The sequence below is a fragment of the Undibacterium sp. Ji49W genome (assembly GCF_049340205.1).
Taxonomy (GTDB): Bacteria; Pseudomonadota; Gammaproteobacteria; order Burkholderiales; family Burkholderiaceae_D; genus Undibacterium.
Genome location: NZ_JBMPOW010000001.1, coordinates 286,644 through 308,090, shown reverse-complemented (window position 1 = coordinate 308,090; position 21,447 = coordinate 286,644). Strand labels below are relative to the sequence as shown.

Here is a 21,447-nt window from a genome sequence, read left to right as displayed (position 1 = left end):
CATACATGCCAATGTTCAGGCCATATCAAACAACATCAGGCAGAGAATGAAGAACCGCAACCGCAAGTGGTGGTTGCATTCGGGTTCTTGATTACAAATTGCGCACCTTCGAGGTCGTCTTTGTAATCGATTTCTGCGCCGACCAGATACTGGTAGCTCATGGAATCGATCAACAGATGGACCCCATTCTTGGTCATGGTTGTATCATCTTCATTGGTGATTTCATCAAAAGTGAAACCATACTGAAAACCTGAGCAACCACCGCCTTGCACAAACACGCGCAGTTTCAGGTCAGGGTTACCCTCTTCTTCAATCAGCTGGGCTACCTTGGCAGCGGCGCTTTCAGTGAAAACAATGGGTGCGGGCATTTCGGCAACAGCGTTCATAAATTACTCCTTCAAACTGGTTACCATCATTATAGACCCGCAAGCAAAACTATGCATTGCTCGCTGCAAGTTTCAAGACGGGTTCTTGTGCCAGGTCATGCGACAGCTTGCCAGAAACCACTGCACCGCTCAGCATTTCCAGGGTTTTATAGTGGACATCGCCAGAAATTTGCGCTTTTGGTTGCAATTCCAGCAATTCCGAAGAATAAACCGGTCCATTAATGACACCATTAACAACAATATGCGCCGCACGGACTTCGCCATCTATGGTTGCCTGTTCAGAAATGACCAGCATGCTGGACGATTCCAGGTCAGCGACAACATTACCACGTATATGACCATCAATACGCAAGCCGCCCTTGAACATCAGGTCGCCTTCGATCACAGTCGTTGCGCCTATCAGGCTATCTATGGTGCTTTTGGTTTTTCGATTAAACATTCTTGCTTCCTCTTGAGGAATTAAAGCCAGAACCCGCGGCGTATGAAAAGTGCTATTTTAGCAATTGCAGCAGTTTCTTTGCGTGGTTTATAAATTGACCGTTTGCTGAGCACGGATCTGGCCGTTTGCTAATACCTTGGCCTGCACACCTTTGACCGATGCTCCCTCTGGCAGAGAAATTGTTCCCTCCAGACGCTGATAATGACGGAATGATAATTTTAACTTCCCGGCATCGCCCGATTTAGGATCGGGAAACAGCATCGTAGCAGGTTTACCAGCTTGTACCAAGTTCAGGCTGAACTGCATTTCTCCAGCGAAATCCCGTCCTGTTTTGCCGCCTTGCATGACCAGTGCACGATAGCGCAACTGCCCTGGGCTTAATATTTCGACCTTGAAGTTTTGCAGGGAAATGCCTTCGGCCCCCACTGCAGAAGGGGTCAGGCTTTCAAAAAAAGCCAGGTCATCCTTGAGCTTCAGGTTTTCAGCCGTCAGCGCCTTGACCTGGTCGGTCAATTCTTTCTGCATCGACTTGTCGATGTTGACCTTGCTTTCTATGGTATTGGCAGACAGCGACAGCTTGTCACGTTCGGCTGTCAGTTCCTCCAGTTTTTTGTTCAGCTCTTCGACTTGCTCCGCGCTGACCTTGCTACCGAACGCAAAACTTTTACCCAGGTCATACGTCCACCATGCCACCACGGCAGCAATACCTATCACCACCCCGGCCATGGCCAGCTTGATGGACCAGGGTTTTTCATTGGTAATGGTCATTTTCGGCGCCAGATAGCGCCGCTGAGCATAACGTGATTTACTCATGGCCCCAGGTTAAGGCATGACGGGCACATGCAGAAGCCCGGTAGTTTCTTCCAGCCCAAACATCAGGTTCATACACTGAACCGCCTGACCTGACGCGCCCTTCACCAGATTGTCCTGTACCACCAGCACAATCACGGTATTGCCATTGTTTGGCCTGTGCAAGGCCAGGCGCAGCATATTTGATGCGCGGGTGGAACGGGTTTCAGGGTGCGTGCCAAACGGCATCACATCGACAAAGGGCTCATCCTTGTAAGCTTCTTCAAACAGAGCTTGCAGTTGCTCATTGCTGATGTCGGCAGTCAGGCGCGCATACAGGGTCGAATGCATGCCGCGTATCATCGGAACCAGATGTGGCGTGAACAGCAAACCGACCGTATCTTTGCTCAGACGCTGCAACTGTTCCACAGTTTCTGGCGTGTGGCGATGGCCGGATACACTGTAGGCTTTGAAACTGTCGCTGGTTTCAGAGAACAGCAGGCCCATTTCCGCTTTCCTGCCGGCACCGGACACACCCGATTTGCAATCGGCAATCAGGTTACCGGCATCAATAATGCCTGCCTTCAGCAAAGGGGAAAAACCCAGTTGCATGGTGGTCGGATAGCAACCGGGATTGCCTATCACTCTAGCCGACTTGATGGCAGCGCGATTCAATTCCGGCAAACCATAGACGGCCTCTTCCAGCACATTGGTGCAGGTATGCGGGATGCCATACCATTTCTCAAATTCTGCCACATTCTTCATGCGGAAATCTGCCGCCAGATCAATCACCTTCACGCCAGCCGCCAGCAACTCTGGTGCCTGTGCCATGGCAACGCCATGCGGGGTGGCAAAAAACACGACGTCGCATTCTTTCAGATTGGCTTTGTCTGGGGCAGAAAAAGCGATGTCCACGCGGCCACGCAGGGATGGATACATCTCGGACACCGGCAAGCCATCTTCCTTGCGGGATGTAATAGCCGTAATCTGCGCCTGCGGATGTGTTGCGAGTATCCGCAACAGTTCCACACCGGTATAACCTGTACCACCAACAATGCCAATTTTGATCATGATATTTTCCTTGCAAGCAATTTTGACGCTATTCTAACAGCAGAAGACTGGAACCTGATATTCAGTATAAAACTCGTTACATGTCTGATATACGCGATGCCAAAAGCAAAAAAGCCGCCCTTCCAGGCGGCCTTCTTGTAACAATTGATTCCAGCGAAAATTAACGCTTGGAGAATTGTTTTGCGCGACGTGCTTTGCGCAGACCGACTTTTTTACGTTCAACTTCGCGAGCATCACGAGTAACGAAGCCAGCTTTGGACAATTCAGATTTCAAAGTTGCATCGTAGTCGATCAGAGCACGAGTGATACCGTGACGAACAGCACCGGATTGGCCGGATTCGCCGCCGCCGTGAACGTTAACCATAATGTCGAATGTTTCGAGATTATTAGTCAGTTCCAGAGGTTGACGAATGACCATCAGGCCAGTTTCACGAGAGAAATACTCGTTTGCTGGTTTGCCGTTGACAACGATCTTGCCGCTGCCGGATTTCAGGAATACGCGAGCAACTGCGCTCTTGCGACGGCCAGTTCCGTAGTTGTAATTACCGATCATGGCTAATCCTTAGATGTCGAGTACTTGTGGTTGCTGAGCTGCGTGCGGATGTGTTGCATCTGCATAGACTTTCAGCTTCTTGATCATTGCATAGCCGAGTGGGCCTTTAGGCAACATGCCTTTAACAGCTTTCTCGAGTGCACGACCTGGAAAACGCTCTTGCATTTTCTGGAAATTTGTTTCATAGATACCGCCTGGATAACCAGTGTGACGGTAGTATGTTTTGTTCAGAGCTTTAGTACCAGTCACGCGCAGTTTGCCTGCGTTAACAACAACGATAAAATCGCCTGTGTCTACGTGTGGTGTAAATTCTGGTTTATGTTTGCCGCGTAAACGGAGTGCCACTTCGCTGGCAACACGTCCGAGTACTTTATCTGTCGCGTCAATCACGAACCAGTCGCGCTGAACCTCATGGCCCTTAGCGGAAAAGGTTTTCATGTTGAATCCTAATAAAAGTTAAAAACGCCCTAAAATATTCTGTGTTTTTGGTGGTTCTGCCATTAATTTCAGCAGACTCGTCCTTATCACTTCTCCCTTGGGCGATCAGGGAGTCGGAAATTATAGTATTTTCAAAGACTTAGTGCAAGGATTGTTTAATTTTTGTGCAGGCGGCTTTGTAAAAAGACGAAAAAAAACCCGAAGATAGACTTCGGGTTGAATCCACCAAAGGAGTAGGTGGAGGAGACAATTGCTTGGTAGTTAAGAGCAAAAACACATTAACTAACCGATGAGTCAATAATAGGACAAGAAATTGTGCAGTGCAAGGTAATTTGCGGTTTTGACGCACAAAGTCACAATTTTGCTCGTTAGGCTACAATCTGTAACAAGTGTAATTTCAAGGAGGAAAAATGGAAGCAACCGTACGCTGGACAGGTTTGTCCGGCATGTCTTTTCTGGCAGAAACCGGCTCAGGCCATGCCGTGTTGATGGATGGCGCACCTGACGGTGGTGGCCGTAACCTAGCGCCAAGGCCGATGGAAATGGTGTTATTGGGTACCGGCGGCTGCAGCGCCTATGATGTTGTACTGATATTACGCAAAAGCAAGCAGGACATCCGTGGCTGCGAAGTCAAGCTGACAGCAGAACGCGCTGACAGTGACCCCAAGGTCTTCACCAGGATCAACTTTCACTTCGTCGTACGTGGCCGTCAGTTGAAACCCAGTCTGGTCGAGCGCGCCATCAAGCTGTCGCATGAAAAATACTGCTCGGCCTCTATCATGCTGGAAAAAACGGCAGAAATGACGCATAGCTACGAGATCATCGAAGACCTCGACCTGCCTTCAGAACATCATTCTGCGGATTGATGCTCTTCTTCCGGCTTACCAAACACATCTGTGTAAGTCGGATAAGAAGAACAAAAGGCGATGACAAACATAATGAAAGAGAGCGCCGTCAGCATCAGCACGCCAAAATTAATGTCTATTACCAAAAAAATGGTGGCTGGCAAAGTGACCAATATTGAAATGCCGTACCAGCCAAGACCATACAGCAAGAGCGCTTTCCAAGAATGTAGCGCCGCAAAAAAACTATAAAACATGGATTTAAAAAGCGGCATTCGTTGCCATGTCATCAATGGAACGCTGTACCAGAACGCCATTGAAAACGGAATATAAATAAGGATAGCCGAGAAAATCGCTTTTACTGGCAAAGCCTTTTCCAGACTGGCTGCATCCATGCCCTCCGCTGATCCAGCTGCTTTCATGAAAGTCGACAGGGCCCCATCATTAAGCGTGTCCGCACACCACAAGGTAAAGAAAATGGCGGCTATGCGAAGTACGCCAGATCCCAGCAAAGCGACAAGATATTGAGACTTAAAGCCAATAAAAAGTAAGCCCGGCCTGACTTTCTGTTCAGTTTCAATATACAGACATGCCTGCATAAGTCCGACTGAAAATGCCGGAAACAAAAAAAAGCTGACAAATTGGCCCGCAACAGGAATGAATCTCAGCAATTGCGTCAGCATCATCCACAGGAAAAAAAGACTGAGTAACTCCGTTGGCCGCTTACGAAACAGCGTAAACCCCTGCTTTATCCAGGTCCAGCCGGACTGTGTGCTTACTGCTTTCATCATACTGTAGGTAAAGCCGGTACCTGGCCAGATTCCCTCAGGCGCAAGATGCGCTCGAAATGTGTGGGGTCATGCGGTGTCAGCATTTCTGCATCCCGTGGCTGGTAAAAATCATACAGGCGTGACAGCCAGAAACGCAGGGCGGCTGCGCGCAGCATGGGCTGCCAGGCAATGCCTTCTTCCTGTGTGAATGGCCTTACTGCATGATAGGCGTTCAACAGCGCCAGCACACGCTTTTCATCCAGCACACCAGTAGCAATATCTATACACCAGTCATTGACGGTCACTGCCACGTCAAATATCCAGGTGTCGCAACCGGCAAAATAAAAATCAAAGAACCCGGTCAGGCGGTCACCGTCAAACATGACGTTATTACGGAACAGGTCGGCATGAACCGGACCGCGTGGCAAGGCACGGTATATGGGAGTGCTGTCAAAGGCATCCTGAAAATGCACTTCGGCACGCAACAGGTGCTGCAATTCATCCGACAGGAAAGGCAAGACCTTGGGTGTGGTTTCATGCCACCAGTCCAGCGAGCGCAGATTGGGCTGCTGTATGCTGAAATCCTGCCCAGCCAGATGCATGCGGGCCAGCATGGCACCAACCTCGGCACAGTGCTGTGGCTGCGGATCCATCTGCGAACGGCCCTCAAGCTTGCTGACGATCGCTGCCGGCTTGCCATGCAGCGCTACTACCAGCTCACCCTGATCATTGGCGATCGGTGCTGGCACCAGTACGCCACGGTCAGCCAGGTGACGCATCAATTTCAAATAGAACGGCAGTTGTTCGAAATTCAGATTTTCAAAAATCGTCAGAACAAACTCACCTGCTTCAGTATTGATGAAGAAATTGCTGTTTTCAATGCCTGAAGCGATACCCTTGATGCCCAGCGCTTTGCCAAGCGGGTATTGTTTCATCCAGGGGCCAAGGTCTTCCAGACTTACCGGTGTAAAAACTGCCATGTTATTTAGAAATGAAAGGCGGATAAAATTTATTTTGTCACTGTCGAACTGGCCGGAGCCTGCTTGGCTGGCGCTGGTGCCAGCACATCTGGTGGATTGCCTTCTTTGGCTTCTTTCTTGCCACCAAATTCCAGTATGGTCCACTGCGCAGCACGATTCGAGTCACCCTGCACCGTTCCCTTGGGCGCATTGCCGTATTCCGGATTGGCCTTCACGGTATAGTTGCTTTTACCGGACTTGACCTGGGCTTCAGTTACTTTGCCGCCGCTACTGCGTTTTTCAACCACTTTGTTTCTAGGCTCAGGCTTGGCGACTGTCACGCCTGGCTCATTACTGATCTCTTCGAGTTTTTCCAGTTTCGGTGGTACCGGGTCCACTTTGGATGGCGTTTGCGCCATCGCGGCCACACTCACCAATACGGCGGCCAGACTGGCCAGCGAGCCAGCAATAATGTTCGATGTTGTTTTCATGATACAGCCCTGTTCAACTAAGTATATGGACATTGTAACAAACCCCGCATGGACTGGCAGAAATATCGGCCAGAGGTCCGTGTCAATGCAGCAAAGCGGTGCCTGTCAGCATGCTGACAATGCGGAAAAAAAAGAGGCGCTGTCTCAAAAGACAGCGCCTCTTTTAGTATCACTCGTAGTCAGGTCGAAACCTGACTGACAAGGATATTAGAACTGGTGACGTACACCGAATGTCAATTCTTTTACGTCAGCGCCTTTAACTGCTGCGCCCACTTTTTGGGAATTGGCATCTTGTGATGTGCTTGCGAAAGCAGCATACAGGTCAGTACGCTTGGAGAATGTGTACTGATAACCGATAGCGAATTGCTTGGCATCGCCAACTGTTGCTGTAGTAGCAGCAGACAGACGTGTGGAGTCTTTGATGTTGGTGTAAGTAGCCAGAACTTTGTTTGTTGCATCAAAAGGAACTGTTACGCCAACTGTGTAGATTTTTTGATCTACGGCCAGAGCAGCGTCATCGCTCACTTTTTGATAGATCACAACTGGTTTAGCGATACCGAAGTCGTAGGAAGCAGCCAGAGTGTTACCTTTACGTGCATTGACTGGACCAGCAGCCAGAGCTTGGCCATTGTCTTTAACGAAAGAGTAAGCAACATCCAGACCGTTAGCCGCGTAACGCAGGTTCAGACCCAGGGAACGGCCAGCAGAATTGTCGCCAGCGGCTTCGCCGAAACCATATTGACCAACAGCAGAGAAACCATTCAGGTTGCCTGGTGTGTAGTAGTAGATTGCATTGCTTGCGCGACCTGTAGAGTTGGCGTTAGCGCCAGCAACGGTTGCAGAGCCACCGATGAAGTACAGGTTGGACAGACCATTGCCGCTGTTGATGAAACCAGATGCAAACGGATCAAAGTTGTCGAAGAATTTGAAAGTTGGAGTCTTGTCACGGCCCAGATCTACAGTACCGAAATCGCCAGACAGACCAACTGTGGAACGACGGCCAAAAGTACGGCCTTGTGCAGAGCTACCATCATCAACGTTCAGACCCATTTCCAGAACGAAGTTGGCTTTCAGGCCGCCGCCGAGGTCTTCAGTACCTTTGAAGCCCAAACGTGAACCGTTTTCCTGACCACTCTGGAGTTTATTGAAACGGCCAGCAACTGTGCCGTTATCCAGACTTTGGAAGCCAGCGTCAACAATACCGTAGACAGTAACGGAAGATTGAGCAAACGCTGCACCGGAGAAAGCACTCATCAGAGCAAGTGCGAGGAAGGATTTTTTCATTATCTAGTTTCCAAAAATGAATGTTAAGTTTTCACCAATTGATTTCAAGCACGGTAAAAACAGAATTACAGGTGTTTTACAGCCTTGAATCAGTAAGAGATCCAATGACAAGCGGCACGATACCTGCGAAAAGTGACAACTTGATGAATTCGGCGTGTCTAAAAAGCTACACTCTATATAAGTCCAACTCAAAAGGACACGATGGAAATCTTATTTGCATATGCAAAACAAATTGAAGTAAATCTCATGTAAATCAAGTGTAACAGGATGATATTTAACAATTTGCTGCAAAGCACCAATTATATATGGTCAGGACGTCTCATTTCAAGTAACTGACTCGAAATTTATTTATTATTTACCTAATTGACAATCTTTTGCACTTATCCGGACACTATTCTACCGTCTCCCATGCATTCTGGTTTTGTGCTGTCATGGCGCGCCAGTATGCACGTCCGGTGTACCACATCACGGCTGCAATTGCCGTGCATCCTAACTGCCCCAGGGCCAGCGTCAACACTGAATGATCAAGTGCCGGCGCCACGATGCCGGCAATGACAGCACCCAGCATGGTCACTGTCGCCGACTGGCAGGAAGCGACTATGCCCCTTATATTAGGAAACAGATCCAAAACTAGCAAGGTCGCTCCCGGCGCAACCAGAGACATACCAAAAGTGTAAAAAAACAAAGGCGTTACCGACCACAGCAATATGGGTGGAGAAAAGAAGTGGAATACCACATTGAAAACCGCCGCCCCCAGCAAGAAACAAAAGCCTATGCTGACCTGCTTCCAGACTGTCATTTTCCCTGCCAGGCGGTTGGCAGCCAGGGCACCAAAGAAAATACCACCAACCGAAGGCACAAATTGCCAGCCAAACTGGTCAGGGCCCAAATGCAAATGCTGGGTAATAAAAGCTGGTGCGGCAGACACATATAAAAACAGGCCGGCAAAATTAAAGGCAATGGTGCCAGCCTTCAAATGAAACAACGGTGACTTGAAGACTTTTTTATAACTTTCCCACAGAAATTCTGCGCTGAAAGGCTGGCGTTTATCCAGCGGCAGTGATTCAGGCAGGTATTTATAACTGGCCCACCACAATACGATGGTATAACCAAACAACAACAGGAAAATGGCCCGCCAGCTGACGAAGCTGACTATCCAGCCCCCCAAGATAGGGGCAATTGCCGGGGCAATCGAGAAAATCATGGTCACCAGGGACAACAGCCGCTCTGCCGGTGCGCCCGCATACAGATCACGTATGATCGCCCGCCCGACCACCATGCCGGCACCGGCTGACACGCCCTGCAAGATACGGAAGCCCCACAGGTAATGGATGCTGTGCACGGAAGCACAGCCAAAGCTGGCTACCGCAAATACCGCCAGCGCCACCAGAATGACATTGCGTCGCCCGAAAGCATCAGACAATGCGCCATGCCATAAGGTCATCACCGCAAACGACAGCATATACGCCGTCAGGGTTTGCTGTACTTCCAGCGCGCTGGCATGCAGGGTTGCCTGAATATTCGGGAATGCCGGTAAGTAGGTATCGATCGAAAATGGACCCAGCATGGCCAGGGCGGCCAATAAGGTTGCCAGGCCAGCATTACTGACTTTGGTAGCAGAGGACATGGTTACTATTCAGGTTACACGCCATCCTGGGAGCAAACCCGGATGGCTTTTTGTTCTTCAAGAGCAGGATATAGCCTGGCAACAAACTGCCCGGGTATTTATATACCGCCCATGCACAGGTACTTCATTTCCAGGTATTCATCCATGCCGTATTTGGAGCCTTCGCGCCCCAGGCCAGATTGTTTGACGCCGCCAAACGGTGCCACTTCATTCGAGATCAGGCCGGTATTGATACCTACCATGCCATATTCCAATTTTTCAGCAACCCGCCAGACACGACCTATGTCACGCGAATAAAAATAGGAAGCGAGGCCAAAGTCTGTATTGTTGGCAGCGGCGACCGCTTCCTCTTCCGTCTTGAACTTGACAACCGCAGCCACCGGGCCAAAAGTCTCTTCATTCATGATCAGCATGCCGGATGTGACATTCGACAGCACCGTTGGTTCATAAAAAAGTTTGCCTGCTTCCAGTAATTTGCCACCAGCCTGCAAGCTTGCCCCCTGCTTCAATGCATCGGCCACATGCTCTTCTACCTTGGCTACGGCCTGTGCATCAATCATCGGCCCCTGGTTGATGCCAGTCTCAAAGCCGTCACCAACCCTGATCTTTTTAGCGCCTGCTGCCAGTTTTTCCACAAAGGCATCGTAAATCGATTCATGTGCATAAAAACGGTTGGTACAGACACAGGTCTGTCCTGAATTGCGGAATTTCGACTGCAAGGCCCCTTCCACAGCAGCATCAAGGTCGGCATCTTCAAATACGATGAACGGGGCATGGCCACCCAGTTCCAGTGCCAGTTTTTTCACTGTCTGGGCCGATTGCCGCATCAGGATACGACCAACAGGTGTTGAACCGGTGAAGGACAAATGCCGGACCACCAGGCTGTCGCACAAGACCTTGCCGACAGCGATGGATTGTTCAGAGTCAGCCGTGATGATATTGATAATACCGGCAGGAATACCAGCGCGGTGCGCCAGTTCCGCCATGGCCAGGGCAGACAAAGGCGTCTGTTCGGCTGGCTTGATAACAATCGAACAACCAGCCGCCACCGCAGGCGCCACCTTGCGCGTGATCATGGCGATGGGGAAGTTCCACGGCGTAATGGACGCACAGACGCCGATAGGCTGCTTCAGCACCACCATGCGCTTGTCGCTCCAGGTCGATGCCATGACATCGCCAGACACCCGTTTGGCTTCTTCAGCAAACCATTCTATGAAACTGGCACCATAAATGACTTCGCCTTTGGCTTCAGCCAGCGGCTTGCCCTGCTCCGCTGTCATGATGGCGGCCAGGTCATCGGCATTCTCTATCATCAGGTCAAACCATTTGCGCATGAGATTGGCGCGTTCCTTGCCGGTTTTTGCAGCCCACAGCGGGAAAGCAGCTTGCGCGGCCCTGATGGCGGCTTCGGTATGGCTGGAATCCAGATTTGGCACCGTACCTAATATTGCCAGAGTGGAAGGATTATTCACTTCAAAACTGCTTGTGCCTGCGATCCACTCGCCATTGATATAGGCGCGGTCACGCAACAAGGATGGATCTTTCAAATTCAGTTGCTTTGCTATTGCTTCTTGTGACATCAGAGTATCTCCACTTTTTGCAAACGACAGGAATACCTGTAAGCCTAAAGCAAAACGGCCAGGTCTGCTGAGACCTGGCCGTTTTGTAAGGGCATGATGAAAATTATTCAGCGATATCTTTGGGCTTGGCTTCTTCCCTGCGGTTGAAACCGGCCACCATATCAAAGCGGAACAAACGACATTCCAGCGCGCCGTTATAGAAAGGCGTCTTGCGCGACTCTTTCAGGCGCAACATTTTCGGCAGACCCAAATCAGCAGTGAACAGGAACACACTCCAGCCCGCAAAACGCTGCTTCAGGGTGGTACTGAAAGCACTGAAGAAATCTTTGGCCATATCATCTTCTTCCATCGTGCTGTCACCACGCACACCGATACGTTCGCCATACGGTGGGTTGGTCAGCAAGATACCTGGCTCTGTCGTCGGTGCCTTGATTTCCTGCGCTTCGATCTGTTTCAGTGGTACGTCAAAACGTATGCCAGCCTTGTTCAGGTTATTGCGCGTCATGACGATCATGTCACCGGAAATATCGCTGCCGAAAATAGTCGGCTCAGTTGGCAATGGATGCGGTTTTGCACTGGCCTTGATCTGGGTCCAGGCATCGGCATCGAACTGATGCATTTTCTCGAACGCAAATTCACGCTTCAGGCCAGGGGGAATACCTGCCAGGATTTGGGCCGCTTCAATCAAGATGGTGCCAGAACCGCACATGGGGTCAAACAGAGGTGTACCCGGTTTCCAGCCAGCGGTACGCAACAAACCTGCTGCCAGATTTTCACGCAAGGGCGCATCACCGGTTTCCAGACGCCAGCCGCGTTTGAACAAAGGTTCGCCCGAGATATCCAGGTAAATCGTGAAATTGCGGGCATCCAGAAAACCGACAATGCGCATGTCCGGGTTCTTGGTATTGACCGATGGGCGCTGGGTGAACTGGTCACGGAAACGATCACAGATCGCATCCTTGATTTTAAGCGTGGCAAAATCCAGGCTCTTCAAAGGTGACTTCACCGCAGTGACATCAACACGTATCGTATGGTGATAGCCAAACCAGTCTTCCCAGGGCTGATCCAGCACCAGATCGTAAATATCGTTTTCATTGGCATAGCCAGAATGCGCCATGCGCATCAGCACGCGAGATGCAATGCGTGAATGCAGGTTGATACGCCAGCCATCATGCAGACTGCCCGAGCAGTGCACGCCGCCAGGCACCTGGTTGTGCACGGCCATGGTTTTATCCATGGCTGCAATTTCACCCAGCTCTTCAGCCAGGGCTATTTCCAGGCCGCGTGGGCATGGACAAAAATAAGAATAACGCGTCATAGGAGTACCCTTTATCCGTTAAAAAAACAATGGTGACAATTCACCGCCAAATGCCGGTCTGAAGTTCTGCACCTCAGACCTGCCTAACTTTCAAACTCAGCCAAGCCTAGAAAGGCTTGACCACTACCAGAATCAATATCGCAAGCAACAAAATCACCGGCACTTCATTAAACCAGCGAAACCAGACATGGCTGCGCTTGTTAATACCTTTTTCAAATTTCTTCAGCAAGCTGCCGCAAGCGTGGTGATAGCCGATCAGCAAAATCACCAGAGTCAACTTGGCATGCAGCCAGCCATTGCCCGGCCCCTTGCCTATGCCATATCCCAGCCATAACCACAAACCAAGCACCAGGGCAAGGACCGCCAGTATCGTCATGAAGCGATACAGCTTGCGTGCCATCAACAAAAGACGTTCTGTGGTCGCCGCATGATTTTCCATCGCCAGATTAACCAGGATGCGTGGCAGATAAAACAGACCGGCAAACCAGGATGTGACGAACAGAATGTGAAACGCTTTTACCCAAAGCATGATGTGCTTTCTTTAATCTGCATTATGTATTTTCAACTTTCTTATTGGCGTACTTCGCCGTGGCCGAAAACCACATACTTCATCGAAGTCAGCCCTTCCAGACCCACCGGGCCACGTGCATGCAGCTTGTCATTCGAGATGCCAATCTCGGCACCCAGGCCATATTCAAAACCATCGGCAAAGCGGGTGGATGCATTCACCATCACCGATGCCGAATCGACTTCGCGCAGGAAGCGCAGCGCGCGGCTATAGTCTTCCGTGATGATGGATTCAGTATGTTTGGATGAATAATCATTGATATGCGTAATGGCTTCATCCAGGTCAGCCACTACTTTTACTGCCAGGATAGGCGCAAGGTATTCCGTGCTCCAGTCTTCTTCTGTTGCTTTAACCAGATGCGGGTAGCCTGCCAGTATCGCAGCGGCGGCATCGTCGCAGCGCAATTCCACCTGCTTGCCTGCATACAAGTCAGCCAGTGCTGGCAAGACCTGGGCTGCAATGCCTTGCGCAACCAGCAAGGTTTCCATGGTATTGCAAGTACCATAGCGATGGCATTTGGCATTGAATGCCACATCGACTGCTTTTTTCAAGTCTGCCTTGTCATCAATATACACATGGCAGATACCATCGAGATGCTTGATCATGGGCACAGTGGCCTCTTGCATCAGACGCGCAATCAGGCCCTTGCCACCACGCGGGACAATAACATCTACATATTGCGGCATGGTGATCAGTTCACCAACCGCAGCGCGGTCTGTGGTCTCGACGATTTGCACGGCATCAGCCGGCAGGCCGGCACCAGCCAGACCTTCCTTGACCAGTTTTTCCAGGGCCTGGTTGCAATGTATGGCTTCAGAGCCGCCGCGCAAGATGGTGGCATTGCCACTCTTGATGCACAGACCGGCCGCATCCACCGTCACATTCGGACGCGCTTCGTAAATGATGCCAATAACGCCCAGCGGCACCCGCATCTGCCCTACCTGTATGCCGGTGGGGCGGTATTTCATATTCGAGATTTCACCGATAGGGTCCGCCAGGCTGACGATCTGCTCCAGGCCTTCGGCCATGGTGGCGATCGCCTTGTCAGACAGAGTCAGCCGGTCCAGCATGGCGGCTTCCATACCTGCTGCCTTTGCTGCCGCCAGGTCAAGTTCATTTGCTGCGCGCAAGGCTGCGGCTTCCCGTCTGATGGCCGCGGCGATCAGTGACAGGGCCTTGTTCTTGGCGGCGGTGTCGGCTTTGGCCATGGCGCGCGATGCTGCGCGGGCACGGATGCCGAGGTCATTCATGTAGTGCTTGATATCCATATCGTCATTTGGAGAACGTCCGGGCGTTCTCATATTCGTTGATCAGCCACCAGCAAGGTGGCGAGAGAATTCTATTTCCGGTTTGATAAACCGCTTGCTAACAAGTATCAGGTATCAGATATCAATTACAGGCCAAACTGCATTATGCAGCTTTTGCCACTTTCAAACCCAATTGTAATAAGGCATCCCAGGGATCACCTGCAAATGCCTTGGCGCGTAAACCTTTTACCATCTTATCGACTTGTGATGCTTCTTGCAGCGCAGCCCGCAAATTTGCCAGGCTGACACGCCGCAAGGCGGGGTCCATGAGCTTTTCACGCGGGCCCCAGATCCGGTATTCTTTCAGCAAGGCTGATAGTGGCCTGCCCTGCGCCATGCCGGACTTCAGTTTCAACAGCGTGCGTATTTCTTCTGCCATCGCCCACAAGACCAGCGGCAGGGCTTCGCCTTCGCCCTTTAAACCGTTCAGCATACGTACCAGTCTTGCCACATCACCGGACAGCATGGCTTCATTAAGCTTGAAGACATCATAGCGCGCCACATTCAGCACGGCGTCATGGATTTGTTCAAAACTCAGCTTGCCTGGCGGATGCAGCAAGGCCAGCTTCTGGATTTCCTGATGGGCGGCCAGCAAATTACCTTCTACCCTGTCAGCAATAAAATCCAGGCTTTGCCTGTCGGCATTTTGCTGCTGCATCGACAAGCGCAGGCTGATCCAGTTAGGCAACTGATTGCGTTCCACCAGCGGGATATCAATGTACACGGCAGCCTGTTGCAAGCTGGCTACCCAGGCAGCTTTTTGCGTGGCCCAGTCCAGTTTGGGTAAAGTGATCAGGGTCAGGTTATCGGGCGACAGGTTCGCCACATAATCCTGCAATGCCTGGCCACCGTCCTTGCCGGGTTTGCCAGTAGGTATGCGCAAATCGATCAATTTTTTATCGCCAAACAGGGATTGCGACTGATTCGCTGCCAGCAAGGCACCCCATTTGAAACTGCGCTCCACCGTCAGGATGTCGCGCTCATAAAAACCCTGTGCCTTTGCCGTGCGGCGTATCTTGTCTGCGGCTTCCAGCGCCAGCAAATGCTCATCACTGGTGATCACATACAGTGGCGCCAGTGTTTTCGCCAGATGGCCATCGAGGGCATCGAAGCGTAGCAGCATCTTAATCGTCCATCTTTACAACAGCCAGGCGACGCATGATCTGCTGCACCAGATCATTTTGCATGTCACGGTACAGCAAGACTTCTTCTGCCTCTTTCGCCAGCACCTGGGTTTCATTGAAACTGATGTTGCGTTTCAGTTGTATGTCTACCGGCTCCAGATATTCCTTGCCTTCATTATTGCGCAGGCGGAAACGGAAGTTGTAGATCAGATTGTATTCACGTACACGACCCTGGCTGTTCAGAGACAGAATCTGTTTGTCCCTGGTTTCGCTCAGCACTTCGAGCATGACCTGCGCATCCTTGGCGCTGGACATGATCTGGGTTTGTCCGTTGGCGCGTATCTGGCGACGCAACTCACCACCCAGCGCTGAACTTTCTGGCATGCCGATATAAATGTTCTTGAACGGCAAAGCCACCGGGCCGCGCAAGGCAAAACCGCAGGCGGACAGCAGCAGCACGGAGAAAATGGCTGCCAGCCATTGCAGACGTTTGAAATACTTTGTTTGCATGCGGTTTCCTTTATTACTTGTCACACTGCTGTTCAGGACTAAGGTATCAAGCAACGATATTCACCAGTTTGCCAGGCACGATGATGATTTTCTTGGCCGCGCCTTCCATAAATTTTTGTACGCTTTCATTGGCCAGAGCAGTCGCTTCTATGGTGGCCTTGTCGGCATCCTTGGCAACCTTGATGCTGCCACGCAACTTGCCATTGACCTGCACCATCAGCTCGATTTCATCCTGCACCAGAGCAGTTTCATCCACCAGCGGCCATGGTGCATCAATGATCTCACCTAACTCAGTAGCCAAACCCAGTTCCTGCCACAAGACGTGCGTGATATGCGGACATACCGGATACAGGCCACGCAGCAAGATGCTGAAAGCTTCGCGCAAGGCTGCTGCACTGCCTTCAGCGTCTGACTTGAAGGATTCTATGGTATTGAGCAACTTCATCGCGCCGGATACAACTGTGTTGTATTGCAGACGGTCATAATCAGCATCGATCTGCTTCAGCGTCAGATGCACTTCACGGCGCAAGGCCTTGACATCATTGGCATAAGCAGCAGGTGCAACATTGCCAGAAGCAATCGTGCCAGACAGTTTCAATGCAGAAGCCCACAAACGACGCAGGTAACGCGACGCACCTTCCACACCGCTATTACTCCAGGCCGCACTTTGATCTGGTGGGCCGGCAAACATGGTGAACAGGCGTGCCGTATCAGCACCGAACTGCTCAATAATGTCTTTGGGTTCGACCACATTGTTCTTGGATTTGGACATCTTTTCGATGCCGCCCATTTGTACAGGCTGACCATCGCTTTTCAGCGATGCTGAAATTGGACGTCCCTTGTCATCATGCTGAACTTCGATTTCATTCGGGTAGAACCAGATTTTCTTGCCTGTGGCATCTTCACGATAATAAGACTCGTTGAGCAACATGCCCTGAGTGAACAGGTTTTTGAAAGGCTCGTCTATCTTGACCAGACCCAGGTCACGCATGGCCTTGGTCCAGAAACGTGCGTACAGCAAATGCAAAACCGCATGTTCGACACCGCCAATGTACTGGTCCATCGCCATCCAGTAATCATTGCGCTCATCCACCATCGTGCCTGCATCCGGGCAGGTATAACGCATGAAATACCAGCTGGAATCAACGAAGGTATCCATGGTGTCGGTTTCGCGGTGTGCCGGGCTGCCGCATTTAGGGCAAGGCACATTCAGGAAATCTTCACGGTGTTTCAATGGGTTACCGGAACCGTCAGGAATGCAATCGGTAGGCAATACCACCGGCAAATCTTCATACGGCACAGGCACATCACCACAGCTGTCGCAGTGGATGATAGGGATAGGTGTACCCCAGTAACGTTGACGGGAAATACCCCAGTCACGCAAGCGCCAGGTGGTTTTCTTTTCGCCGAGTTCTTTGGCAATGAGGTCGGCAGCCACTGCATCGACCGTTGCCTTGAAGCTCAGGCCATCATATTTACCAGAATTGATGGTGACGCCGCGTTGTTTGTCACCATAGGACTCTGCCCAGGCATCTGTCGTGAAGCTTTCACCTTCGATTGCCACTACCTGCTTGATGGCGATATTGTATTTTTTCGCAAAGGCAAAATCACGTTCATCATGCGCAGGCACCCCCATGACAGCGCCATCGCCATAGGTCATGAGGACATAGTTACCGACCCAGACTTCGACTTGCTCGCCAGTCAGAGGGTGAGTAACGAACAGGCCAGTTGGCATGCCCTCTTTTTCCTTGGTCGCCATTTCGGCTTCTGTCGTACCGCCAGCCTTGCAGACTTCGATGAAGGCCGCCAGTGCGGCATTATTCTTTGCTGCCAGCGTGGCGATAGGATGTTCTGCCGCTACTGCGCAGAAAGTCACACCCATGATGGTATCTGGACGGGTGGTGAACACATACATCTTGCCGTCTTGTACCAGCGCGCCAGTTTCATCAGCGATCTGGTGTGGGAAAGCAAAGCGCACGCCTTCGCTCTTGCCTATCCAGTTGCGCTGCATGGTACGTACTTGCTCAGGCCAGCCATCGAGATTATCGATGCTGTTAAGCAGTTCGTCTGCGTATTGGGTGATGCCAAAGTAGTAGCCAGGGATTTCGCGTTTCTCTACCAAGGCACCTGAGCGCCAGCCACGACCATCAATCACCTGCTCGTTCGCCAGCACGGTCTGATCAACAGGATCCCAGTTCACGACCTGGGTTTTTTTGTAGGCAACACCTTTTTCCAGCATCTTCAGGAACAGCCACTGATTCCAGCGGTAGTAATCCGGGTCGCAGGTGGCGACTTCACGCGTCCAGTCAAATGCCAGGCCCAGAGGCTGCATTTGTGACTTCATGTCTTCGATATTAGCGTAAGTCCATTCTGCCGGCGATTTTTTGTAGGCAATCGCCGCGTTTTCTGCCGGCAAGCCAAATGCATCCCAGCCCATGGGCATGAGGACGTTATAGCCCTTCATGCGCAGCTGGCGTGCCAGCATGTCATTGATCGTGTAATTGCGCACGTGGCCCATATGCAGCTTGCCGGAAGGGTAAGGCAGCATGGAACAGGCGTAATACTTGCCTTTAGGGAAACGTGGATTGTTCTCTACTGCCGTATAGGCATCGATCTTTTTCCAATGGGACTGCGCCGATTGTTCGACGTCGGAAGGCGTATATTTTTCTTGCATGGCGTAAGCAGAAGTAGGTGCGGAAATGACTCAGAACCTTAGATTATAACTGCTTACACCCTATTATTGAGCAAAGCCTCTGGGCGAAGCCCGAATAATGACGCAATGAAAAGGAATAATAGACATTGCCCACGGCAAAGCCCGCCAGGTTCAGCGGGTGGCTTTCTTGTCAGTAACGAAAGAAATCCGGCTCAAACCCTGTGCCTGGGCAGCCGCCATGACCTGGGCAATGATTTCATAGCGGGTTGCCTTGTCGGCACGCAATTGTATTTCTGCCTGCGGGTTGCTGGCTGCCAGCACTGCCAGCCTGGGCTCCAGTTCAGCCATGGGCAACACGTCCTTATCCCAATAGAGGTGGCCTTCTGCATCAAATGCAATATGGATGGCGTTCGCTGGCTCCGCTACGGCAGCGGACTGGGCCTGAGGCAAATCCAGCTTGATGGCGTGCGTCATGAAGGGTGCGGCAATAATGAAAATCACCAGCAGGACCAGCATCACATCCACCATTGGGGTGACATTGATATCCGCCATCGCTCCCTGGGAGCCGGATGCCGTGGAGTCAGATTGGCGGAATTGACCGAATGACATGGTGCTGCGGCTTAGCTTTTGCACCAGTGTGCATGCAGGTCAAAGGCAAAGCCGTCGAGTTCTGCCAGGGTAATGCGATTGATGCGGTTAAAACCGTTATAAGCCAATACCGCCGGGATGGCGACTATCAGGCCCAGCGCGGTCATGATCAGGGCTTCGCCGACCGGGCCAGCCAACTGGTCTAACTGCACGGCACCGGATGCAGAAATAGCTGTCAGCGCATGGTAAATACCCCACACCGTGCCCAGCAAGCCAACAAAGGGTGCCGTTGCCCCTATCGATGCAAGCATGGTTAGCCCGGCTTCCAGTCTGGTGGTCAGTGCCTGCAATTGATGCCGCAGGCTGCGGGTGAGAATGTCGCTGAATGCTGTGTTTTCGGACAGGGTGCCCGCACGTTTGTCTGCCTGCTCTGCTGCATCTGCCAGGGCGATAAAGATATGTACCCTGTCAGCCTGACGCAGCATGGCCATAGCATCGGCCAGGCTGGGTGATTGCCAGAAAGCGCGCAAGGCGGGAGCTGCCTGACGGATACGCCAGAAAGTCCAGGCCTTCAATAAAATCAGAGTCCAGCTGAGTACCGACATGGCCAGCAGAAACCAGCCGACCATGTGTCCCAGCAAATCCGCCTGATCCCAGTAATGTGCAATCGCTGAATTCATAGGGCCGGGTCAGCGCTTTATCTAGCGCAAACCCAATACGTCGTACATATCAAACAGGCCAGTGGATTTATCCTGCAAGAAACGGGCTGCACGCAAACTGCCGTGCGCATAAGTCACACGACTGGAAGATTTATGGCTTATTTCAACCCGCTCACCAATACCGGCAAACAGCACCGTATGGTCGCCGACAATATCACCGCCACGGATAGTGGCAAAACCGATGGAGGATGGATCACGCTCACCGGTCACGCCTTCGCGGGAAAAAACCCCGACTTCGTTCAGGTCGCGCCCCAGCGTGTCAGCAATCACTTCCCCCATTTTCAGCGCTGTACCTGACGGTGCATCCACTTTAAAGCGGTGATGTGCTTCGATGATTTCAATGTCATAGCCATGAGAAAAGCTTTTGGCTGCCATTTCCAGCAACTTCATCGTGACATTCACGCCCACGCTCATATTCGGCGCAAACATGATGGCAGTTTTCTGTGCAGCGGCAGCAATGGCTGCCTTGCCCGCCTCGTCAAAGCCGGTCGTGCCTATGATCATCTTGATGCCATGCGCAGCACAATACTCAAGATGCTTGAGCGTACCTTCAGGGCGGGTGAAGTCGATCAGGTAGGCGGCATCAGCCAGGCCTTTTGCCAGATCCGACTCGATCAGCACGCCTGTCGGCTTACCCAGGCTGAGACCCGCATCGGTACCCAGTGCGGGCGAACCAGGCACATCCAGCGCGCCAGCCAGCACCAGGTCATCAGCAGCACTGATTGCCTCTACCAACATTTTCCCCATACGGCCAGAAGCACCCGCTACGGCAATTTTCAAGGCTGTCATAGTATTTTATTTCTCTTTTTTCTTGGCCGGACCATCAGTATCAATCACCGACTGTACGCGATTCACGCCCAGAGCGGATTCGGTAATGCGGGCCAGATAATCTTTTTCAGTCGGCAGGTTACCGCCTTCAAACTTGGCAACAGTGTTATTTTTGAAATACACTGATACGCGACTGGTGATTTGTTCGCCATTGCCCTTGGTCAGACGGAAAGGATAATCCCAGCGGTCTTCGTGGAACATGTCAGTCAACAATGCCGTACCCAGCAAAAAGCGTACTTGCTCACGGGTCATGCCTTCTTTCAACTGGGAAATCATTTCCTGTGACACGAAGTTACCCTGCTGGATAGGTACGCGGTAAGGCGAGATGTAGCTGAGCAGCTTGGCAAAGCCAGTAGGTGCAATCACCTGGGCGCCGCTGGTATCACCAGTGCTTGTTGGCGTGGCATACACCGAAGTTTTGTCTGCACTGGACAAGAAAGGCAAAGCTGACGAACATGCAGTCAGGCAGGTAAGCAGTGCCAGACCAGCAGCACGGCCCAGCGTGGTCCGTTTTGAAGCTGAAAACAACAAACGCATAGGTAACCTCATTATTGAGCAACAAGCCCTAAAACCCGATATCATAAAGCAGATAGCAAATTTTTG

23 protein-coding genes are annotated in these 21,447 nt (G+C 51.4%); 1 reads left to right on the top strand and 22 read right to left on the bottom strand.

Annotation, left to right across the window (positions count from 1 at the left end):
• Window positions 1–35: 35 nt before the first annotated feature.
• The 6 genes from erpA to rplM all read right to left on the bottom strand — a co-directional run bounded on the left by erpA (window position 36) and on the right by rplM (window position 3,676).
• Complete coding sequence (gene erpA, locus ACO0LK_RS01355) at window positions 36–386, bottom strand: iron-sulfur cluster insertion protein ErpA (RefSeq protein ID WP_110255173.1); 351 nt, start codon at window positions 384–386, stop codon at window positions 36–38.
• Between the two features lie 49 nt (window positions 387–435).
• The gene (locus ACO0LK_RS01350; protein WP_422971416.1) at window positions 436–825 is read right to left on the bottom strand and encodes a bactofilin family protein; all 390 of its coding nucleotides are present in this window, start codon (window positions 823–825) and stop codon (window positions 436–438) included.
• Window positions 826–912: 87 nt separating this feature from the next.
• Window positions 913–1,638: a DUF6776 family protein gene (locus ACO0LK_RS01345; RefSeq protein WP_422971414.1), complete on the bottom strand. Its 726-nt coding sequence runs from the start codon at window positions 1,636–1,638 to the stop codon at window positions 913–915.
• Window positions 1,639–1,647: 9 nt separating this feature from the next.
• The gene (gene argC / locus ACO0LK_RS01340; RefSeq protein ID WP_422971412.1) at window positions 1,648–2,685 is read right to left on the bottom strand and encodes an N-acetyl-gamma-glutamyl-phosphate reductase; all 1,038 of its coding nucleotides are present in this window, start codon (window positions 2,683–2,685) and stop codon (window positions 1,648–1,650) included.
• 160 nt (window positions 2,686–2,845) lie between these two features.
• The gene (gene rpsI, locus ACO0LK_RS01335) at window positions 2,846–3,238 is read right to left on the bottom strand and encodes a 30S ribosomal protein S9 (RefSeq protein WP_162039944.1); all 393 of its coding nucleotides are present in this window, start codon (window positions 3,236–3,238) and stop codon (window positions 2,846–2,848) included.
• A 9-nt stretch (window positions 3,239–3,247) separates the two neighbouring features.
• The gene (gene rplM / locus ACO0LK_RS01330) at window positions 3,248–3,676 is read right to left on the bottom strand and encodes a 50S ribosomal protein L13 (RefSeq protein WP_110255178.1); all 429 of its coding nucleotides are present in this window, start codon (window positions 3,674–3,676) and stop codon (window positions 3,248–3,250) included.
• Window positions 3,677–4,086: 410 nt separating this feature from the next.
• Between rplM and ACO0LK_RS01325 the strand changes: the two genes are divergently transcribed.
• Window positions 4,087–4,542 (top strand): OsmC family protein, encoded by a 456-nt coding sequence (locus tag ACO0LK_RS01325; protein ID WP_422971410.1) that lies wholly within the window; start codon window positions 4,087–4,089, stop codon window positions 4,540–4,542.
• Here the strand turns inward: ACO0LK_RS01325 and ACO0LK_RS01320 are convergent.
• The 16 genes from ACO0LK_RS01320 to ACO0LK_RS01245 form a co-directional block, all read right to left on the bottom strand.
• On the bottom strand, window positions 4,527–5,306 hold the full coding sequence (locus ACO0LK_RS01320) for a BPSS1780 family membrane protein (protein ID WP_422971408.1): 780 nt from the start codon (window positions 5,304–5,306) through the stop codon (window positions 4,527–4,529). The genes ACO0LK_RS01325 and ACO0LK_RS01320 overlap by 16 nt on opposite strands.
• Window positions 5,306–6,268 carry a homoserine kinase gene (locus tag ACO0LK_RS01315; protein WP_422971406.1) on the bottom strand — a complete coding sequence of 321 codons (963 nt, stop codon included), beginning with the start codon at window positions 6,266–6,268 and terminating at the stop codon, window positions 5,306–5,308. The genes ACO0LK_RS01320 and ACO0LK_RS01315 overlap by 1 nt, the downstream gene beginning before the upstream one ends.
• A gap of 29 nt (window positions 6,269–6,297) precedes the next feature.
• On the bottom strand, window positions 6,298–6,738 hold the full coding sequence (locus ACO0LK_RS01310; protein WP_422971404.1) for a hypothetical protein: 441 nt from the start codon (window positions 6,736–6,738) through the stop codon (window positions 6,298–6,300).
• Window positions 6,739–6,945: 207 nt separating this feature from the next.
• Complete coding sequence (locus tag ACO0LK_RS01305) at window positions 6,946–8,022, bottom strand: porin (RefSeq protein WP_422971402.1); 1,077 nt, start codon at window positions 8,020–8,022, stop codon at window positions 6,946–6,948.
• 391 nt (window positions 8,023–8,413) lie between these two features.
• Window positions 8,414–9,649 carry a multidrug effflux MFS transporter gene (locus ACO0LK_RS01300; RefSeq protein WP_422971400.1) on the bottom strand — a complete coding sequence of 412 codons (1,236 nt, stop codon included), beginning with the start codon at window positions 9,647–9,649 and terminating at the stop codon, window positions 8,414–8,416.
• 98 nt (window positions 9,650–9,747) lie between these two features.
• The gene (locus tag ACO0LK_RS01295; protein ID WP_422971398.1) at window positions 9,748–11,229 is read right to left on the bottom strand and encodes an NAD-dependent succinate-semialdehyde dehydrogenase; all 1,482 of its coding nucleotides are present in this window, start codon (window positions 11,227–11,229) and stop codon (window positions 9,748–9,750) included.
• 103 nt (window positions 11,230–11,332) lie between these two features.
• The gene (locus ACO0LK_RS01290) at window positions 11,333–12,547 is read right to left on the bottom strand and encodes a THUMP domain-containing class I SAM-dependent RNA methyltransferase (protein ID WP_422971396.1); all 1,215 of its coding nucleotides are present in this window, start codon (window positions 12,545–12,547) and stop codon (window positions 11,333–11,335) included.
• A 106-nt stretch (window positions 12,548–12,653) separates the two neighbouring features.
• Window positions 12,654–13,076, bottom strand: coding sequence for a CopD family protein (locus ACO0LK_RS01285; RefSeq protein WP_422971394.1), 423 nt, complete (start codon window positions 13,074–13,076; stop codon window positions 12,654–12,656).
• A 41-nt stretch (window positions 13,077–13,117) separates the two neighbouring features.
• Window positions 13,118–14,383 (bottom strand): glutamate-5-semialdehyde dehydrogenase, encoded by a 1,266-nt coding sequence (locus ACO0LK_RS01280; RefSeq protein ID WP_422971392.1) that lies wholly within the window; start codon window positions 14,381–14,383, stop codon window positions 13,118–13,120.
• Window positions 14,384–14,525: 142 nt separating this feature from the next.
• Window positions 14,526–15,545 carry a DNA polymerase III subunit delta gene (holA, locus tag ACO0LK_RS01275; RefSeq protein WP_186947047.1) on the bottom strand — a complete coding sequence of 340 codons (1,020 nt, stop codon included), beginning with the start codon at window positions 15,543–15,545 and terminating at the stop codon, window positions 14,526–14,528.
• Window position 15,546: 1 nt separating this feature from the next.
• Entirely contained in the window at window positions 15,547–16,056 is a 510-nt protein-coding gene (lptE, locus tag ACO0LK_RS01270) for an LPS assembly lipoprotein LptE (protein ID WP_422971390.1), read from the bottom strand.
• A gap of 46 nt (window positions 16,057–16,102) precedes the next feature.
• Window positions 16,103–18,730 carry a leucine--tRNA ligase gene (gene leuS, locus ACO0LK_RS01265; RefSeq protein WP_422971388.1) on the bottom strand — a complete coding sequence of 876 codons (2,628 nt, stop codon included), beginning with the start codon at window positions 18,728–18,730 and terminating at the stop codon, window positions 16,103–16,105.
• A 150-nt stretch (window positions 18,731–18,880) separates the two neighbouring features.
• On the bottom strand, window positions 18,881–19,318 hold the full coding sequence (locus ACO0LK_RS01260) for an ExbD/TolR family protein (RefSeq protein WP_422971386.1): 438 nt from the start codon (window positions 19,316–19,318) through the stop codon (window positions 18,881–18,883).
• Window positions 19,319–19,329: 11 nt separating this feature from the next.
• On the bottom strand, window positions 19,330–19,977 hold the full coding sequence (locus tag ACO0LK_RS01255; RefSeq protein WP_422971384.1) for a MotA/TolQ/ExbB proton channel family protein: 648 nt from the start codon (window positions 19,975–19,977) through the stop codon (window positions 19,330–19,332).
• Between the two features lie 21 nt (window positions 19,978–19,998).
• On the bottom strand, window positions 19,999–20,805 hold the full coding sequence (gene dapB, locus ACO0LK_RS01250) for a 4-hydroxy-tetrahydrodipicolinate reductase (RefSeq protein WP_422971382.1): 807 nt from the start codon (window positions 20,803–20,805) through the stop codon (window positions 19,999–20,001).
• Window positions 20,806–20,811: 6 nt separating this feature from the next.
• The gene (locus tag ACO0LK_RS01245; RefSeq protein WP_422971380.1) at window positions 20,812–21,381 is read right to left on the bottom strand and encodes an outer membrane protein assembly factor BamE; all 570 of its coding nucleotides are present in this window, start codon (window positions 21,379–21,381) and stop codon (window positions 20,812–20,814) included.
• Window positions 21,382–21,447 lie beyond the last annotated feature (66 nt).

Excerpts from the sequence above, each read along its gene's own strand:
- ACO0LK_RS01320 (WP_422971408.1), bottom strand. The coding sequence starts at position 5,306 with ATGAAAGCAGTAAGCACACAGTCCGGCTGGACCTGGATAAAGCAGGGG.
- ACO0LK_RS01280 (WP_422971392.1), bottom strand. The coding sequence starts at position 14,383 with ATGGATATCAAGCACTACATGAATGACCTCGGCATCCGTGCCCGCGCA.
- lptE (WP_422971390.1), bottom strand. The coding sequence starts at position 16,056 with ATGCAAACAAAGTATTTCAAACGTCTGCAATGGCTGGCAGCCATTTTC.
- ACO0LK_RS01310 (WP_422971404.1), bottom strand. The coding sequence starts at position 6,738 with ATGAAAACAACATCGAACATTATTGCTGGCTCGCTGGCCAGTCTGGCC.
- dapB (WP_422971382.1), bottom strand. The coding sequence starts at position 20,805 with ATGACAGCCTTGAAAATTGCCGTAGCGGGTGCTTCTGGCCGTATGGGG.
- rpsI (WP_162039944.1), bottom strand. The coding sequence starts at position 3,238 with ATGATCGGTAATTACAACTACGGAACTGGCCGTCGCAAGAGCGCAGTT.
- ACO0LK_RS01295 (WP_422971398.1), bottom strand. The coding sequence starts at position 11,229 with ATGTCACAAGAAGCAATAGCAAAGCAACTGAATTTGAAAGATCCATCC.
- ACO0LK_RS01315 (WP_422971406.1), bottom strand. The coding sequence starts at position 6,268 with ATGGCAGTTTTTACACCGGTAAGTCTGGAAGACCTTGGCCCCTGGATG.
- ACO0LK_RS01290 (WP_422971396.1), bottom strand. The coding sequence starts at position 12,547 with ATGACGCGTTATTCTTATTTTTGTCCATGCCCACGCGGCCTGGAAATA.
- argC (WP_422971412.1), bottom strand. The coding sequence starts at position 2,685 with ATGATCAAAATTGGCATTGTTGGTGGTACAGGTTATACCGGTGTGGAA.
- rplM (WP_110255178.1), bottom strand. The coding sequence starts at position 3,676 with ATGAAAACCTTTTCCGCTAAGGGCCATGAGGTTCAGCGCGACTGGTTC.
- erpA (WP_110255173.1), bottom strand. The coding sequence starts at position 386 with ATGAACGCTGTTGCCGAAATGCCCGCACCCATTGTTTTCACTGAAAGC.
- ACO0LK_RS01325 (WP_422971410.1), top strand. The coding sequence starts at position 4,087 with ATGGAAGCAACCGTACGCTGGACAGGTTTGTCCGGCATGTCTTTTCTG.
- ACO0LK_RS01305 (WP_422971402.1), bottom strand. The coding sequence starts at position 8,022 with ATGAAAAAATCCTTCCTCGCACTTGCTCTGATGAGTGCTTTCTCCGGT.
- ACO0LK_RS01245 (WP_422971380.1), bottom strand. The coding sequence starts at position 21,381 with ATGCGTTTGTTGTTTTCAGCTTCAAAACGGACCACGCTGGGCCGTGCT.
- ACO0LK_RS01260 (WP_422971386.1), bottom strand. The coding sequence starts at position 19,318 with ATGTCATTCGGTCAATTCCGCCAATCTGACTCCACGGCATCCGGCTCC.
- holA (WP_186947047.1), bottom strand. The coding sequence starts at position 15,545 with ATGCTGCTACGCTTCGATGCCCTCGATGGCCATCTGGCGAAAACACTG.
- ACO0LK_RS01350 (WP_422971416.1), bottom strand. The coding sequence starts at position 825 with ATGTTTAATCGAAAAACCAAAAGCACCATAGATAGCCTGATAGGCGCA.
- ACO0LK_RS01300 (WP_422971400.1), bottom strand. The coding sequence starts at position 9,649 with ATGTCCTCTGCTACCAAAGTCAGTAATGCTGGCCTGGCAACCTTATTG.
- ACO0LK_RS01255 (WP_422971384.1), bottom strand. The coding sequence starts at position 19,977 with ATGAATTCAGCGATTGCACATTACTGGGATCAGGCGGATTTGCTGGGA.
- ACO0LK_RS01285 (WP_422971394.1), bottom strand. The coding sequence starts at position 13,076 with ATGCTTTGGGTAAAAGCGTTTCACATTCTGTTCGTCACATCCTGGTTT.
- leuS (WP_422971388.1), bottom strand. The coding sequence starts at position 18,730 with ATGCAAGAAAAATATACGCCTTCCGACGTCGAACAATCGGCGCAGTCC.
- ACO0LK_RS01345 (WP_422971414.1), bottom strand. The coding sequence starts at position 1,638 with ATGAGTAAATCACGTTATGCTCAGCGGCGCTATCTGGCGCCGAAAATG.